The sequence below is a fragment of the Nocardia sp. NPDC058519 genome, assembly GCF_042719755.1.
Classification (GTDB): Bacteria; Actinomycetota; Actinomycetes; order Mycobacteriales; family Mycobacteriaceae; genus Nocardia.
Genome location: NZ_JBHXNK010000017.1, coordinates 100,324 through 116,141, shown reverse-complemented (window position 1 = coordinate 116,141; position 15,818 = coordinate 100,324). Strand labels below are relative to the sequence as shown.

Genomic DNA, 15,818 nt, shown 5'->3' with positions numbered 1-15,818 from the left:
CTGTGGTTCCTAAACGTCGAATTGGTTGCGAGAGGGGGCAGACCGCAGGCCGCATTCCTCCACGAACGACAGCAGGCCGAGGTGATACGCCGCGGCGCCGAAGCCGACGCTCACGTTGTGCCCGGATCCGGCCTGCTGGTTGTGCGCGAAATGTGTTGTCGCGGTGAAGAATCCTTCGATCTCGGCGCGTGCCGCGGGGTCGGTCCGCCACACCTGCTCGTGTTCGGCGTCGGTCAGCCGTACCGGCACCCGCACCTGCGCGGCGAGCACCGGGAAGTCGGTCGGCCAGTCGTGCACGACGGCTACTTCGTAGCCCGGTGTCCCCACGGTGAGCGAACGCCCGCCCACCACCTCGGGCGGATAGCTTTCCGCCGGACTCCACAGCAGTTCCCGAATCCCGCCCGCTTTGCGGGTTTTGCGGATCTGTTCGATGACCCGGATCGCCTCGGGGCGTTTGTGGACGCCGGTGCCCGCCAGTTCCAGGCCGAGCAGTTCGTCGCCACGATCGTCGGCGGCCATCCGTGCGGCCAGATCGCAGCCGGCCGAATGTCCCGCGAGGAACACCCCCGCGCCGCGCCCGCTCGAGCCGAGGAGCGCGTCGATCGCGGCGTAGCTCGCGTCGACGCGGCGCTGCGGCACGTCGAAGGTCGCGTCCCATGGCTCGGAAGCGCCGTATCCCGGCCGGTCGAGGGCGAGCACGGTGAAGCCGAGTCGTGCGCCGAGCCGCAGCAGCGACAGCCACGGTCGGCCAGGAACATCGAAGGAGCGCGCCGAGGTCGCGCCACCGTGTACCGCGACGAGCACCGCGCGCGGATCGGCGACCTCGGCGCACAGGGCCGACATCCGGATCCCCGCCACGTGGACTTCCCTGGCCACAACGGCATCCACAGCCGTCGGCTCGCGCAGCAGACCGGTGCCCTCGGCGCTCATGCGTCCGCCCGCAGGAGCATGACACCGCTGGGGGTGAGTCCCCCACTGCTGACGACGGCGACCCGCGCATCCGGAATCTGGCGCTGCTCGGCTCGACCACGCAATTGTGTGATCGCCTCGTGGATCAGCCCCATGCCGTGGGTGCGCCCGTGGGAGAGTTGCCCGCCATGGGTGTTCAGCGGTAGCGATCCGTCGCGGGCGATGTTCTTGCCGCCCTGGAGGAAGTCCTTGGCCTCGCCGATTCCGCAGAAGCCCAACGCCTCGATCCAGGACAGGCAGTTGAAGGTGAAGCCGTCGTAGAGCTCGGCGACATCGACGTCATCGGGGCGCAGTGTGGTGCGAGACCACAGGTGCGCCGCCTGACCGAGGACCTGTGGTTCGTGGGTGAGTGTGCTCTGATCCCATTCGAGCCGTTCGATGATCTGGGTGCCGACCGCCTCCACGAACACCGGCGGTTGGGCCAGGTCGGCCGCGGTCTCGCGCGCCGAGACGATCACGGCGACCGCACCGTCGCACGGCACATCACAGTCGTAGAGACCGAAGGGCGTAGTGACCGGTCGGGCGGACAGATAGTCGTCCATGGTCAGTGGCTCCCGGTAGATCGCGGACGGATCGAGCGCCGCGTTGGCGCGCTGATTCAGCGCGATCCAGCCCAGCGTTTCCCGATCGGTGCCGTAGCGACGGAAATGGCGTTGCGCGGTCTGCGCGAGCAGGTGTGCTGCCGAGATGGCGCCGAACGGGGCGAGCCACGGGTCGGTGATGCCGCCGGACGGCGAAATCGTCCCGGCGCGAACGTGTTCGGCGTAGCTCGACTCCCACACCGTGCGGAAGCACAGCACGTGGCGAGCCAGCCCGCTCGCCACCGCCAGCATCGCCGCGATCACCGAGCCACCGGGCCCGAAGGTCTCCGCGCCGCCGTTGTACCAGGTCGGGCGGATTCCCAGTGCCGATTCCACCGCCGTGACCCCTCCTTCGGAGAAGGGCCCGAAATCTCCCGAGCCCGGATAGGTGGACAGGCCGTCGATGTCGTCGAGGCCGAGTCCGGCGTCGGCGACCGCGTTGCGGCAGGCCGTCAGGGTCAAGGTCAGTGGGTCGGTCATGAGCCGTCGCCCGATCCGTGACCTGCCGATACCGGTGAGCGCGACCTTGTCCTCGAACTTCTCCCGCGACGCCATCGGCCGGACGTGCTCGCGAACGGCCGCTGGTTCGATCGGATCCACCGGCAGCGGGACCGGCGGCGACTGCGGGTCCGTGGGCCGGAACAGCGGTAGCCAGGCGGTGCCCGTCTGCTCGAACACCACCTCCATCCGCTGCCCGAGTACGAGATCGGCGGGGTCGCAGCCGATCACATTGGTGGTCAACCGGACCCGCGAGTCCTCCTCGAGCGCGACCTGCGCCACGACGTAGGGCGCGGGCAGCCCCGGAACGGCTAATCGGTGGTTGACGGTGAAGCCGATCAGTGTGGCGAATCCGGAGACCGCGCCGACCTCGAGGTCCTCGCTACGGCAGTATCGGCATACGGGTTGCGGCGGGTGGATCAGCGCCGCACAGGACCGGCACTGCGTGATCCGCAGGCGACCGTCGGCGCCGGAGGCCCAGTAGAACTGGGTCTCCGGCGTGATCGTCGGCGGCGGCCGTCGAGTGGACTCGGCCACGGTGCTCCTTCCGAGCTGAGTCAGCTCGCCGTTGCCTTCGGCTTGGCAGGCAGCGAGTAGTTGGGCCGCCCGAGCCCGAGGATGTGCTGGGCGATCATGTTGCGGAACACCTCGAGCGTGCCGCCGTAGATGCCGCACAGCGGGGCCCAGCGGTAGATGTATTCCATGGCGCCGTTGTCCACGGCGCCTTCGGTGTCCACCGGCAGCGCGGCGGCGGGGCCGAGGATGTCCATCAGGTCCGGCGAGATGTCGCGCATGGTCTGGGCGATGGCGACGCGGCCGAACATGTGCGGAGCCGACAGCGCTGCCTCCATCCGCGCGATGCTGCGGCCGAGGCGATGGGCGACCGCGCGGTCGTCGAGCAGACGGCGACCGTCGGGTCCGGTGCGCGCCGCGATCGAGACCACCTCGTCGACCGAGGTCGCCATCATGGTGCCCTGATGGACGAGGATCGAGACATCCTGCAGGCCGTCGTCGTCGGCACCGACCACACCGTGTTCCTCGTTGAGCGGGCCCATCAGCACCGCCCAGCCGCCGTTCACCTCGCCGAGGCGGTACTTGTCGTCCACGCGGACATCGCTGTAGTAGACGATGTTGGTGCGGTCGCCGTCCACGGTGCGGATGCCCTGGATCTCGATGCCGGGGCTGTCCAGCGGAACCAGGAACATGGTGAGGCTCTTGTGTTTCGACCCTTCGGGGTCGGTGTTGGTGATCAGGAAGACGTACTGGCAGTTGTGCGCGCCGGTGGTGAACATCTTCGAGCCGTTGATCACCCATTGGTCGCCGTCGCGCACCGCGCGCGTCTTGCACATCGCGACATCGGACCCGCCGTCGGGTTCGGTGTATCCCAGGCACAACCGGACCTCACCGCGCTCCAGTGCGGGCAGGACCTCCTTCTGGAGTTCGGCGGACCCGTGTTTGCGGACGGACTTGGAGACGATCGCCGTCGTTCCCCAGGTGACCCAGGGAGTGTGGACCCGGCGCCGCTCGAGGTCCCACAACCGGCGCCGCAGGCGATTGAGCCCGCCTTCCTCCTCGGGGTTCAGTTCCGCGCTCAGCCAGCCGGCCTCGCCGAGAGCCAGGTGCACTCCCTCGTCGAAGTTGTCGCCGGTCTCGCGGTCGCGACGACGGACCTCGTCGGTGACGTGGGTGGCGAGGAAAGCCCGTGCCCCGTCCAGGAATTCCTGGTCATCGGCAGAGAGTTCGACTCGTGAGAAATCCATGTTCTACTCCGTCCTAGGCCGACGCTGCGGCGAAGAGTTCAGCGACCTGCACTGCGCTGGCGCCCAGATCGCCCGCGGCCAGCGGCCAGCCCCTGGCGCGCACCAGATACGCGGACGCGGCCGCTTCCGTCGCGACACCGAGTCCGCCCTGCACCTGCACCGCGGTGGTCGCCGCGCGTGGCGCCTCCTCGGCGATGAAGACGAACGCCGCAGCCGACAGACCGGGCTGCACGTCGGGCTCGTGTTCGAGGAACCACGCGGCGCGGCGGGTCAGATTGCGGGCGGCGTTGACCGTGATCGCGATATTGGCCAGTGGATGGGAAATGCCCTGCAGGGTCGAGATCGGGACACCCATCGTGTAGCGGGTGGTGGCGAATTCCGCTGCTATCCGGAGGGTCTCGTCGATCAGCCCGACCAGTGCCGCGGCAGTCAGCACGCGCCATTCGTCGAGCGCCCGGTCGTATTCGGCGAGCGCCTCGGCACCACTGGCCAGCACGGTCCGGCGGTCGGCGGCGGCCGGGTCGACCCAGGCCATCGGCAGACGACCGATGTTGTCGACCTTGGTGGGCCGGGTGTCGAATCCCAACCGCACGATGTCATCGCCGTCCCGCACGACGATGTCGTCGGCGACCGAGCCCGCGGGGATGAGCCGAATGCCGGTCGCGGAGTCGACGCGGGTGTCAAGCGCGATCAGGCGCTTGCCCTCGACCACGTCGGCACTGTCGCGATCACCCACGCTCAACGCACCGAGGCGAGCCAGCAGCCGCGCCGCGCACAGATGATCGATCCACGGCAGCGGCGCGATCACCCGTCCGAGTTCCTCGGCGACCAGCGACAATTCGACCAGCGTGGCACCGTCGCCGCCGACCGATTCCGGCAGCGCCATCGAGGTCGCGCCGGTCGCGCACAACTGCTCCCACAGATCCTTGTCGAATCCGGTCTCCTCGGCCGCGCGGACGGTGTCGAGTGAACACCGCGAGCGGAAGAACTTCGCGTAGACGGCTTGGAGTTCGGTTTGGTCCGCCGACAGGCTGTAGTCCTGCCGGCGCAATTCAAAACGGTCCATCATCGTATTTCTCCTGATTCCGGCGCGTCAGTCGCCGACGGATCGGTCGCCGAAGAAGAACTCCTGCGCGTTGTTGTAGAGGTAGTTGTCCAGCACATCGGAGGGCAGATCCAGGGCTTCGGCTTCGGGCACGACCCTGCGCATGGCCAGCACCGGCCAGTCCGAACCGAAGATCACCTTGTTCTTGCCCCGCGTGCGCATGAAGTGAACGAGACTGTCCGGCAGCCGTTTAGGCGACCACGCCGAGGTCATCAGGCGCAGATTCTCGTATTTGATGAGCAGCCTGATCGCGGTGTCCCACCATGGATCGGCGCCGTGGATCATGCACAGCCGCAGTTCGGGAAACTGGTAGCACACCCGGTCCAGATAGATCGGATTCTGCACCTCACCGGGAATGGGCGGGCCCGGGATTCCGGTGTTCATGCACAGCGGCAAGCCGATTTCGGCGCACTTGTAATAGAGCGGGTAGTAGACCGCGTCGGTCGGCGGATAGCGCCCGTCGCCCCAGAAGCTCGGGCCGGTCGTGGTGTAGGTGACGGGGAGATCGCGCACCAGCGAGGTGAGTTCGCGCAGCGAGGCGACCGGGCGCAGGAGATCGACGCCGTTGACCGCCAGCGAGAACCGATCCGGTCGTGCCTCGACGAACGCGAGCGCGGTCTTGGACGGTTTCACCATCGAATACATCAGGACGGCCTTCTCCACGCCCTGTGCGTCCATCTCGTCGAGCAAGGCAGTGAGTTCGACCTGGGCGTACATCGAATCGGCGCCCTTGAAATAGTCGTCACGGACTTTGAGCATCCAGGTGGGTTGCTCGAGCTCACCGAAGTGAACATTGACCAGGCAGTCGTTGACCTTGCGCATCGTCATGCTCCGATTCCTTCGGCGGCGGCCTCGCCGGCTTCTTCGACGGCCCGCCGCATCGCCCAGCGGTAGTCCGGCTTGCCGTTGCCGAGCCGACGGATCTCCTCGACATAGATCACGGCCTTTGGCACCTTGAAGCCGGCCAACCGAGATCTGCACAACTGCCGCAACGCCGTCGGGCCCACCCGGTCCGCCGCGTCGATGAGGTCGCCGGAGTCGACGCAGACCAGCGCGACCACCTCGTTGCCCCATTTCGCACTCGGTCTGCCGACCACGAGCGCGTCACCGACAAGGGGATCCGAACGCAGCACCTCCTCGACCTCTTCGACGAACACCTTCTCGCCGCCCGTGTTCACCACAAGGGCGTCGCGCCCGAGCAGTCGCAACGATCCGTCGGCGTCGACGGTCGCCCGGTCACCGGGGATCGCCATCCGTACGTCGTCGATGATGGGGAAGGTGCGCTCGGTGGCCTCGCGGTCGTCGAGGTAGCCCAGGGGGACGCGCCCGGTACGGGCCGCCCAGCCGACCTCGGCCTCGCCCGGTGTCAGGAATCGGGTGCGGTCGTCGGAAACGGCTGTCCCGCCCGGCATCGGGGCGAAGCTGTCGACTTCGTTTCCCTTGGTACTGCGACCGAATCCCATGCCGCCGGTTTCGGATGACCCGTAGCCCTCCACGACGAACGCGTGCGGAAGCAGGTCGAGCAGGTCACGTCGGTGCACGGGGTTGGTCGCCGCGCCGCCGGTGCCGATCGCCATCAGCGCGGACAGGTCGTAGTTCCCTTCGCGCAGCGCGCGCACCAGTGGTCCGGCGTAGGCGTCGCCGACGATCGTCATGAGCGCGGCCCGTTCCTGTTCGGCCACTCGGAGTGCGCTGTGCGCGTCGAACTTGCGCTGGTCGTCGTAGAGCACGACCGTCTGCCCGGCGAGCAGTCCGGAGAACGAGGTCCAGATCCCGGCCGCGTGCGACAGCGGCGACACCGCGAACCAGACGTGACCGGTCATCAGGGCCAGCTGGCGCAGACCTTCGCCCGACTCGTGGTCGGCACCGTTCATCGACGAGACGTACATGTCGCTCTGGCGCCAGAGCACACCCTTGGGCCTGCCCGTGGTGCCGCCGGTGCACAGCATGACCAGATCGTCGGGCGAGGTCTCGATGACCGGTTCGTCGGCGCCGAGCGCCACCGCGTCCTCGTACCCGATCGCCCCCGCCAGCTCGGCGACGTCGCTGCCGTCGTCGACCGACACCAGCAGTTCGACTCCCGCGGGCGCGGCTTGCTCGACCACTGAGCCGAAGGACCGGTGATAGACGATGCCACGTGGCTTGATGTAGGCCAGCAGGTCCCGGATCTCGTGCGCGGTGTAGTGGTGGTTGATATTGACCGGCACGACGCGCGCCTTCATCCCGGCGAGCATCACATCGAGGTACTGGTCGTTGCGCATCACCAGCGCGATCCGGTCCTGACCGCATTCCCAGCGGTCGAGTTCCGCGCGCGGGGTGTGCGCACCGAATCCGCGCTCGGCGAGGAAGTTCGCGAACTTCCGCGTCCGCAGCGCCGTCTCACCGAAGGTACGGCGGCGTTCGCCACACACCGTCACGGTCCGATCCGGCACCGCCGCCGCGACCTCGTCGAACACGGCACTGATCGTCCATTCGGTCAACAGAGCGCTCCGATGTCAGCGCGGGGATTCGATTGTTCTGTCTGCATGGTTCGGTCCTCGATGTCCTAACGGGAGGTGGCGGGAAAGCTTGCCGCAAACCGAATAGATATGACTACTGTATACGTAACAGTAGCGACCTGCGCAAGGCATTGGGCCAGGATTTCCCCGCACCGCCGGATGCGGAACGCGGGCGCCGACCCACCGAATCGGCCGTCGACTTCGAACCTTGACTGTACTCTTTACTGTATATCTAACGGTATGAATCACCGATACCGATCGACCTGGAAGAATCGGGGACGACAGTGACCACCGAGAACACGTCCGTCGACAGCGCCGGGACCGTGGGCGTCGAACACGACGGACCGATTCTGCGTCTCACCATCGACCGTGCGAGCCGACGCAACGCACTGTCCCCCAGCATGATCGACACCCTCGTCGCCACGCTCACCGCCGCCGCGACCGACGCCGAGCTGCGCGTCGTGCACATCACCGGCGCCGGCGCGGATTTCTGCTCCGGTGTCGACTGGGTCGCGACCAACAGTGCGGGCGAGCGCCCACCGACCGGCGATCTGGTCCGGCGCATCCCGCACACGGCCCACCGCGTCATCGAACTGGTGCACACCCTGCATCTGCCGGTGGTGTGCACCGTCCGAGGCTGGGCCGCCGGGCTCGGGTGCAATCTCGCGATCGCCGCCGATTTCACCCTCGCCGACACCGACGCGGTGTTCTGGGAGCCGTTCCTGCCGCGCGGATTCAGTCCCGACTCCGGCTCCACCTGGCTGCTCCCCCGCTTGATCGGGTCGGCAAGGGCCAAGCGGATGCTGCTGCTCGGCGAGAAGGTCGGGGCGACCGACGCCGCCGACTGGGGGCTGATCCACGAAACCACCGCACCCACCGATCTCGACCGGGCCACCGAGGAACTGCTCGCCCGCTTGGCCACCGCGCCGACCGTCGCCTTCGGCCTGGCCAAACAGGCCATCCACCGCAATCTCGTCACGGGGCTCACCGAGGCGATGGACAACGAGCTCTACGCACTCGAACTCGCCTGCCGTACCACTGATTTCAAGGAGGGGCTGGCCGCGTTCCGACAACGCCGTGCTCCCGAGTTCCACGGCCGGTGACACCACCGGGCCGGCCGACATCACTGCCAGAGACTATGAAGAGGTAACCGATGAAGACCAGAGGCGCGTTGATCTGGGACCGCAATCAGCCGTGGTCGATCGAGGACATCGAGATCGGCGAGCCGCGAACGGGCGAGGTCAAGGTCAGGATGGAGACGGCGGGGCTGTGCAATGCCGACCACCATCTCGTCACCGGCGATATCGCCATGGCCGGCTTCCCGATCCTCGGGGGCCACGAGGGCGCGGGGGTGGTGGTCGAAGTCGGTGCGGGCGTGCACGATCTCGCCGTCGGCGACCACGTGGTGATGTCGTTCGTGCCGTCCTGTGGCACGTGTCCGCCGTGCCGTGCCGGACTGTGCAATCTGTGCGACCTGGGTGCGGGCCTGCTCGGCGGCGCGGCTGTCGCCGACGGCACCTTCCGGGTCACCGCGCGGGGACGCGGAGTGCATCCGATGGCGCTGGTCGGCGCCTTCGCGCCCTACGCCGTCGTCCATCGAGCGTCGGTGGTGAAGATCGACCCGTCGATCCCGTTCGAGATCGCCTGCCTCGTCGGCTGCGACATCACCACCGGCTACGGCTCGGCCGTGCACACCGCGCGGATCCAGCCGGGCGAGGATGTCGCGATCATCGGGCTCGGCGGCGTCGGCGCGTCCACGCTCCAGGGCGCGGTGCTCTCCGGCGCGTCACGGATCTTCGTCGTCGATCCGGTCGAGTGGCAGCGCAAGCAAGCCGAGAAACTCGGAGCCACCGACGTCTATCCCGACCTCGCCACCGCCACCGCAGGCATCGCCGCCGCGACCGCGGGACGCATGTGTCACAAGGTGATCGCCTCGATGGGGCGGCGAGACGGTGACGACCTCGAAGCGTGGATGGACCTCACGGCCCGAGCGGGCACCTGCGTACTCACCGCCATGGGCACCACGCTGGCCGCGGAGGTACCGCTCAAGCTGTCGATGCGGACGCTGTTGCAGAAGAACCTGCAGGGCAGCCTGTTCGGCGGCGGGAATCCGCACGAGGACATCCTCGAGGTGCTTGCCCTCTACAAACTCGGCGACCTCGACCTGGACGGCACGGTCACCAAGGAGTACCGGCTCGACCAGATCAACGAGGGCTACGAGGAGATCCACCGCACCCACGATCTGCGCGGCATCATCCGCTTCACCGACGCCGACCGTTAGCCCACACGAAAACGGGGGCCGGACGATTCGTCCGGCCCCCGTTCTGTCGGCGGTTCAGGCTGGTTCAGGGAATGATGACGGTGCGCTGCACCGGCGCCGCGGGGGTCTGTCGCCCGTAGAGGCCCCGCTGCAGCGATCGAAGCAGGACGTTGCGTGTCTCCTCGGGCCGGATCAGTTCGTCGAAACCCATGTGCTCGGCGGAATGGTAGGACGCCTTCAGCTCCATGTCGCGCAGTTCGGCGGCCAGATCGGCTTCGGCATGGGAGGCGTTGCTCAACGCGGCGGCACCCATGGCGCCCATCGTGGCCCCCGGGTAGGCGAACGTGCCCGCCTGACCGTCGAATCCGATCAGCGACATCACCATCGAGCCGAATCCGTAGGCCTTGCGCAGGGTCACATGCAGTTTCAGCGTCGTCGCCGCGGTCTGTGCCACGAACATCCGCGCGCCGCTGCGCAGCACACCTTCCCGCTCGGACTCGCTGCCGGGCAACATGCCCGGGTTGTCGGCGAGGAAGATGATCGGCAGGTGGAAGGAATCGGCGACCATGATGAAGTGGGCCGCCTTGTCCGCGGCCTCGGCGTCGATCGAGCCGGCCAGGACCTGCGGCTGATTGGCCACCACCGCGACCGGGTGCCCGCCCAGATGCCCCAGCGCGCAGATGATCGGCGTACCGCGTTCGGGCTGCACCTCGAACCAATCGGTGCCGTCGAACACGACATCGAGCACGGCCCGCATGTCGTAGCTCTGCACATTGTCCCGGGAGACGATGTCGAGCAACTCCGGTGTCGCGCGCGGCCCCGTTGTCTCGTCGGCGAGGTACACCGGCGGATAGGACCACGCGCTCGGCGGGAAATAGGACAGGTAGCGGCGGATTTCGTCGAGGACGTCCTCGTCGGTCTCGGCGACGTTGTGGACCACACCGCTGGGCAGCGCGACGTCGGGCCCACCGAGGTCTTCCTTCGAGATGTCCTCGCCGGTCGAGACTTTCACGACCGGCGGTCCCGCGGTGAAGATACAGCCCTGCCTGCTCATGATGGAGAAGTCGGCGACCGGGGCGACCAGTGCGCCGTGGCCCGCCGAGGGCCCGAGCACGCCGGTGACCATCGGCACCTTGCCCGAGCATTGCGCCTGGGCGAGCAGGTCGGTGGGTGTTCGGCCGTAGTGGTCGCCGGTCGGCCGGAATCCGGCCCCCTCCAGCAGCATCACCAGCGGAACCTTGTCGCGCACCGCCAATTCGGCCAGCCGATACCGCTTGGAATTGCTGCCGGGTGCGATCGAGCCCGCCAATGTGGTGAAGTCCTCGGCGCCGACCATGACGGGGACACCGTTGATCAGGCCGGAACCGGTCACGATGGCGTCGGCGGCCACGTCGCCGCCGACGAGTGTGCCGAACTCCTGGAACGTCCCGGGGTCGAGCAGCCGTTCGATGCGCGCTCTGGCATCCAGCTTCCCCTTCCCCCGATGTTTGGCGACCCGGTCGGGGCCGCCCATCTCCAGCACGCGCGCGCGGCGACGGCCGAGATCATCGAGGGTCTCGTCCCAGGTGTTGGCAGTTGTCATGTCGGGCCTGTCTTCTGTGATCGGGTACGCCGGAAACGGCGCGGAAACTCGGGAAAGCGGGACTGTTCGCTCAATCGATGGTGAAGCGGATCGGCAAATGCTTGAGCCCACCCACGAAAGTCGTCGCCGTCAACTCCGGCTCCCCCGCCAACTCGATCGATTTCAACCTCGGCAACAACTCCCCCAGGAACTTGCTGATCTCCATCCGAGCCAACCCCGCACCCAGACAGAAGTGCACGCCGTAACCGAACGCCACATGCTTGTTCGGCGTCCGCTCGATATCGAAGCGGAACGGATCATCGAACGCATCCTCGTCACGATTCGCTGACACATACGACAACAACAACGAATCACCCGCCGGGATCGACACCCCGTTCACCACCGAATCCTCAGCAGCAGTCCGCATGAACGCCTTCACCGGCGTCACCCACCGAATGATCTCTTCGACCGCGCCGGGCATCAACTCCGGATTCCGCCGCAACCGATCCAACTGATCAGGATGCTCGATCAACGCCCGCAGACCGCCCGAGATACTGCTACTGGTCGTATCGTGGCCCGCTGTCGCGATGATCGCGTAATACGACACGATGTCCACATCCGACAGTGGCTCACCGTCGATCTTCGCGTTCGCGATCATCGATGCCAGATCATCGGTCGGATTCGCCCGCCGCGATTCGGTCAGCGACTGGAAGAACGTGAACATCTCCACCAACGCGTTCATCGCTTCATCCGGCGGCGTCGACCGCTTCAGCTCCTCGTCATCGGAGCCCATCAACTCCTGGGTCAGCTTCAGCATCAGCGGAAAATCCGACTCCGGCACTCCGAGCAGCGACATGATCACATACAGCGGGAAATTCACCGCGATCTCGGACACGAAATCGCACTCACCACCGGTGTCGCGCATCCGGTCGACATATCGCTTCGCGAGCTCCTCGATCCGAACGCCCATCGCCTTCATCGCCTTGGGCCCGAACCAATCCGCCGCGATCGCCCGCACCACGCGATGCTGCGGATCGTCCATGTGGATCAAGGTCCGGATCCCGATGGCGGCCTGCATCTCGTCGGATTCCGCGGTCATCAACACCGGACGCGGCCAGTTCGTGAACCGGCGATTCGCCCGCTCCACCGCCATCACATCGGCGTGCTTGGTGATCGCCCAGAACGGCTTGTACCCGGCCACCTCCACCCTCGCCACCGGCTGATCCGCCCGCAACGCGGTCAACGCCGCATGCAGCCTCGCCTCGTCGGCATAGGCGGAGGGATCCGCCAAAACGTTCGCAGCCTCATCAACGATCGGCATCCGTATCAGCACCTTTTCCCGTTCCGAGCTGGCAACCCAGCAATCCACCACCTCGCACGCACCCGTACCGATGGCGTTGTCTCGGTCACAAGACTGATTTATAGTTGCCCTTACTGTCAAGCTTTCCATAACAGCGGCGACAGCGGGCCCACGGCGACCACGGGCCGCCCGCTACCTCGACAGTCGCATTGCCGACCTGGATGTCGGTCGTATACCGTATGCCTTACAGTAAGTATTACTCCAAATAGTCGTACGGTGTGACGAAGCCAGAGGTGAGCTGTGAACAGCCCAGTTGAGGACCAATCAGAGACGATCGGGGACGTTCCCGATCCCCACGATCCCTACCCCTTCTTCGCCGCGCGGCGGCGAGCGGGCGGCGTGTTCCACGGGACCGTGATGGACTACTCCAGAACCCCGAAGGAACTGCGCCCCACCGACACCTACGCCGCCATGTCCTGGACCGCGGTGAACAAGGTCTTGCGCAACAACACGGTGTTCAGCACGAAGCTCTACGACACGACGATCGGCGTGTTCATGGGTCCCACCATCCTGGCGATGGACGGGTCCCCCCACCGGGCGCACCGCAACCTCGTGTCCGCGGCCTTCAAGCCGCAGTCGCTGGCCGTGTGGGAACCCGAGGTCGTGCGCCCGATCTGCGAGGAACTCATCGACGAATTCATCGACGAGGGTCGCGCGGATCTGGTCCGCGACTTCACCTTCGAGTTCCCCACCCGGGTCATCGCCCGCCTGCTCGGACTGCCCGCCGAGGACCTACCGTTCTTCCGCGACGCCGCGGTGGCCATCATCAGCTATGCGGGCAATGTGCCGAGGGCGCTGCAAGCCTCCAAGGAACTCAAGGAATACTTCCTCGGTCATATCGAAAAGCGGCGGACCGCGCCCAGCGACGACATCATCAGCAACCTGGTCACCGCCGACATCGACGGTGAGAAGCTCAGCGATCGCGCGATCTATTCCTTCCTGCGGCTACTGTTGCCCGCCGGTCTCGAAACGACCTACCGCTCATCGGGGAACCTGCTGTACCAGTTGCTGAGTCACCCTGAGCAATTCGCCGCGGTCCAGCGAGATCCCGGCCTGCTCCCGCAGGCGATCGAAGAGGGTTTGCGATTCGAGACGCCGCTGACGCTGGTGCAGCGATACGTCACCGAGGACACCGAATTGGAAGGCGTCGCCATCCCCGCGGGCGCTGTCGTCGATGTCTGCCTCGGCTCGGCGAACCGCGACGAGAGCCGCTGGGAACGTTCGGAGGAGTTCGACATCTTCCGCCCGCATATCCCGCACATCAGCTTCACCGCGGGAGCCCACACCTGCCTCGGCTTGCATCTCGCCCGCCTGGAGACTCGCGTCGCCATGGAGTCACTGCTCGCACGCCTGACCGACATCACCCTGCTGCCCGACGACAACCCACACATCTTCGGCCAGCCGTTCCGTTCACCGAGCGCGCTGCCGGTGACCTTCGATGCCGTCCGAGGAGCCCTGTGACCACCCGTAACATCTTCGATCTCACCGGCCGTTCGGCGCTGGTCACCGGCGCGGCGGGCGGTATCGGCGCGGCGGTCGCCGCGGCCCTGGCCGCCCAGGGCGCCGCGGTGCTCGTCACCGATATCGACGGAGCCGCCGCGGCGGTCACCGCCGAGAAGATCCTCGCCGACGGTGGCCGAGCCGCCGCGGTGGCTCTCGATGTCCGCGACCGGGCCGCCGCCGACGCGGCGGCGAGTGCCGCCGCGGCGCTGGCCGGCGGGACACTGCACATCGTGGTGAACAACGCCGGAGCCACCGAGCCCGCGATGTTCGGCGCCACCACCGAGGAATCGGTATTGCGGATGCTCGACATCCACCTGCTCGGCGCGTTTCGCTGCACGCAGGCCGCGTTGGCGTATCTGCCGACCGACGGCACCGGTCGCGTCATCAACGTGACCTCGTCGGCGGGGTTGGTCGGCACGCTCGGACAGGTGAACTACTCGGCGGCCAAATCCGGCATCGTCGGCATGACGAAGTCGCTGGCGCGGGAACTGGCGCGCAAGCAGATCACGGTCAACGCGCTCGCGCCTGCGGCGGCGACACCGATGACCGAGACGATCCGTACCGATCCCAAGTTCGCCGAACAGATGCTGAATCGAATTCCCCTGCGCCGCTGGGCCGAACCGCAGGAGGTGGCGGGCGCCTTCGTCTTCCTCGCCTCCGACGCGGCATCGTTCGTCACCGGTCAGGTACTGCCGGTCGACGGTGGCCTGGTGATGTGACCGCATCGAATCTTCAGGCCCGGGCCCGCACGGCCCGGGCCTGAAGTCGTTGCGCTCGCTAGCCCAGGTCCGGTTCCGGCACGTGGAAGTGTGCGTCCCGCAGACGGAATGCTTCCTTGGTGCCGTGTTCGGCTCTGGTCTTCACGAAATTGAATTCCCCCGGAGAGAATTGCAGATTGGTGCCGTAGGCGTGGAACAGATAGCTGGCCACCTCCTCGCCCTGATATGCCTGGCTCTGCTCGACCATCCGGAACGCCTCCTTCGCGATCACGACACCATCAGCCGGCATCTTCGCCGCCTTCTCGGCCCAGTACCGCGCACGGGCGGTGACGGCGTCCGGGTCGCAGGTCTCGGTGAAGACGCCGAGATGTTCCAACGTTCCCGCCTCGATGATGTCGCCGGTCAACAACATTCGGCGCGCGAGAACGGGACCGAGCCGATGGAAGAACATGTGCAGGCTCCCCAGGGCCGGACCGAGGAACCGGGCCGCGGGCATGCCGATCTTCGCGTCCCGCGCGATGACCGAGATATCGGTCATCAAGGCCATCTCGAACCCGCCACCCAGCGCATAGCCGCTGATCTCACCGACGGTGACCTTCGGGAAGCCCATGAAGTTGTGGTAGAAGCCGAAAGACTTGCGATCCACCGTGAGTCGCCTGCGCTGACTCGGCCTGCTCTTGGCGGGCCGGTCACCGTTGGCCGCCGGTCGCTCGCCGTACCAGCCGTAGGCGTTGTTCATATCGGCACCGGTGCTGAACACCCGCTCGGCACCGCGCAGCAACACGACGGTGATGTCGTCGTCCTCGGCCACTTCGTCGAGGTAGCGCGCGATCCCGTCGCGCATGGCCGCGTCGTAGGAATTGCGCTGCTTCGGGTTGTTCAGGGTGATGGTGGCGATCCTGCGGTCCGGATCCACCTCGTAGAGCACACGGCCCTCGGCGGTGCTGGAACTGGTCATCAGATGTCTCTTCCTTCTCGTTCGAGGGGGATGTGCGCGCGCTGTC

13 protein-coding genes are annotated in these 15,818 nt (G+C 66.8%); 4 read left to right on the top strand and 9 right to left on the bottom strand.

Annotation, left to right across the window (positions count from 1 at the left end):
* Window positions 1-9: 9 nt before the first annotated feature.
* From ACFWPK_RS19905 to ACFWPK_RS19880, 6 genes are read right to left on the bottom strand one after another with little or no spacing between them, the layout of a single operon-like run.
* Entirely contained in the window at window positions 10-930 is a 921-nt protein-coding gene (locus tag ACFWPK_RS19905; protein WP_378917791.1) for an alpha/beta hydrolase, read from the bottom strand.
* Window positions 927-2,585: an OB-fold domain-containing protein gene (locus tag ACFWPK_RS19900; protein WP_378917789.1), complete on the bottom strand. Its 1,659-nt coding sequence runs from the start codon at window positions 2,583-2,585 to the stop codon at window positions 927-929. The genes ACFWPK_RS19905 and ACFWPK_RS19900 overlap by 4 nt, the downstream gene beginning before the upstream one ends.
* A 20-nt stretch (window positions 2,586-2,605) precedes the next feature.
* Window positions 2,606-3,808, bottom strand: coding sequence for an acyl-CoA dehydrogenase family protein (locus ACFWPK_RS19895; RefSeq protein ID WP_378917787.1), 1,203 nt, complete (start codon window positions 3,806-3,808; stop codon window positions 2,606-2,608).
* 13 nt (window positions 3,809-3,821) lie between these two features.
* Window positions 3,822-4,874: an acyl-CoA dehydrogenase family protein gene (locus ACFWPK_RS19890; RefSeq protein ID WP_378917868.1), complete on the bottom strand. Its 1,053-nt coding sequence runs from the start codon at window positions 4,872-4,874 to the stop codon at window positions 3,822-3,824.
* A 27-nt stretch (window positions 4,875-4,901) separates the two neighbouring features.
* Window positions 4,902-5,741, bottom strand: coding sequence for an amidohydrolase family protein (locus tag ACFWPK_RS19885; protein WP_378917785.1), 840 nt, complete (start codon window positions 5,739-5,741; stop codon window positions 4,902-4,904).
* Entirely contained in the window at window positions 5,738-7,393 is a 1,656-nt protein-coding gene (locus ACFWPK_RS19880; protein ID WP_378917783.1) for an AMP-binding protein, read from the bottom strand. Before ACFWPK_RS19880 ends, ACFWPK_RS19885 begins: the two co-directional genes overlap by 4 nt.
* 302 nt (window positions 7,394-7,695) lie before the next feature.
* On the opposite strand from ACFWPK_RS19880, the gene ACFWPK_RS19875 reads away from it, so the two are divergent.
* Together ACFWPK_RS19875 and ACFWPK_RS19870 are read left to right on the top strand one after the other, a co-directional pair.
* Window positions 7,696-8,514 (top strand): enoyl-CoA hydratase/isomerase family protein, encoded by an 819-nt coding sequence (locus ACFWPK_RS19875; RefSeq protein WP_378917781.1) that lies wholly within the window; start codon window positions 7,696-7,698, stop codon window positions 8,512-8,514.
* A gap of 50 nt (window positions 8,515-8,564) precedes the next feature.
* On the top strand, window positions 8,565-9,692 hold the full coding sequence (locus ACFWPK_RS19870) for an NDMA-dependent alcohol dehydrogenase (RefSeq protein WP_378917779.1): 1,128 nt from the start codon (window positions 8,565-8,567) through the stop codon (window positions 9,690-9,692).
* Between the two features lie 64 nt (window positions 9,693-9,756).
* Here ACFWPK_RS19870 and ACFWPK_RS19865 read toward each other — a convergent pair whose 3' ends face one another.
* Both ACFWPK_RS19865 and ACFWPK_RS19860 read right to left on the bottom strand, forming a co-directional pair.
* Complete coding sequence (locus ACFWPK_RS19865; protein ID WP_378917777.1) at window positions 9,757-11,253, bottom strand: acyl-CoA carboxylase subunit beta; 1,497 nt, start codon at window positions 11,251-11,253, stop codon at window positions 9,757-9,759.
* Between the two features lie 70 nt (window positions 11,254-11,323).
* Window positions 11,324-12,553, bottom strand: coding sequence for a cytochrome P450 (locus ACFWPK_RS19860; protein WP_378917865.1), 1,230 nt, complete (start codon window positions 12,551-12,553; stop codon window positions 11,324-11,326).
* Window positions 12,554-12,832: 279 nt separating this feature from the next.
* On the opposite strand from ACFWPK_RS19860, the gene ACFWPK_RS19855 reads away from it, so the two are divergent.
* Together ACFWPK_RS19855 and ACFWPK_RS19850 are read left to right on the top strand one after the other, a co-directional pair.
* A complete protein-coding gene (locus ACFWPK_RS19855) occupies window positions 12,833-14,053 on the top strand; it encodes a cytochrome P450 (RefSeq protein WP_378917775.1) in 1,221 nt (406 codons plus the stop codon).
* Window positions 14,050-14,814, top strand: a complete 765-nt coding sequence (locus ACFWPK_RS19850) for an SDR family NAD(P)-dependent oxidoreductase (protein ID WP_378917773.1) — start codon at window positions 14,050-14,052, stop codon at window positions 14,812-14,814. The genes ACFWPK_RS19855 and ACFWPK_RS19850 overlap by 4 nt, the downstream gene beginning before the upstream one ends.
* Before the next feature lie 58 nt (window positions 14,815-14,872).
* Here ACFWPK_RS19850 and ACFWPK_RS19845 read toward each other — a convergent pair whose 3' ends face one another.
* Window positions 14,873-15,772, bottom strand: a complete 900-nt coding sequence (locus ACFWPK_RS19845) for an enoyl-CoA hydratase/isomerase family protein (protein WP_378917771.1) — start codon at window positions 15,770-15,772, stop codon at window positions 14,873-14,875.
* Between the last annotated feature and the right edge of the window lie 46 nt (window positions 15,773-15,818).

Excerpts from the sequence above, each read along its gene's own strand:
- ACFWPK_RS19905 (WP_378917791.1), bottom strand. The coding sequence starts at position 930 with ATGAGCGCCGAGGGCACCGGTCTGCTGCGCGAGCCGACGGCTGTGGAT.
- ACFWPK_RS19895 (WP_378917787.1), bottom strand. The coding sequence starts at position 3,808 with ATGGATTTCTCACGAGTCGAACTCTCTGCCGATGACCAGGAATTCCTG.
- ACFWPK_RS19890 (WP_378917868.1), bottom strand. The coding sequence starts at position 4,874 with ATGGACCGTTTTGAATTGCGCCGGCAGGACTACAGCCTGTCGGCGGAC.
- ACFWPK_RS19885 (WP_378917785.1), bottom strand. The coding sequence starts at position 5,741 with ATGACGATGCGCAAGGTCAACGACTGCCTGGTCAATGTTCACTTCGGT.
- ACFWPK_RS19870 (WP_378917779.1), top strand. The coding sequence starts at position 8,565 with ATGAAGACCAGAGGCGCGTTGATCTGGGACCGCAATCAGCCGTGGTCG.
- ACFWPK_RS19865 (WP_378917777.1), bottom strand. The coding sequence starts at position 11,253 with ATGACAACTGCCAACACCTGGGACGAGACCCTCGATGATCTCGGCCGT.
- ACFWPK_RS19860 (WP_378917865.1), bottom strand. The coding sequence starts at position 12,553 with ATGCCGATCGTTGATGAGGCTGCGAACGTTTTGGCGGATCCCTCCGCC.
- ACFWPK_RS19845 (WP_378917771.1), bottom strand. The coding sequence starts at position 15,772 with ATGACCAGTTCCAGCACCGCCGAGGGCCGTGTGCTCTACGAGGTGGAT.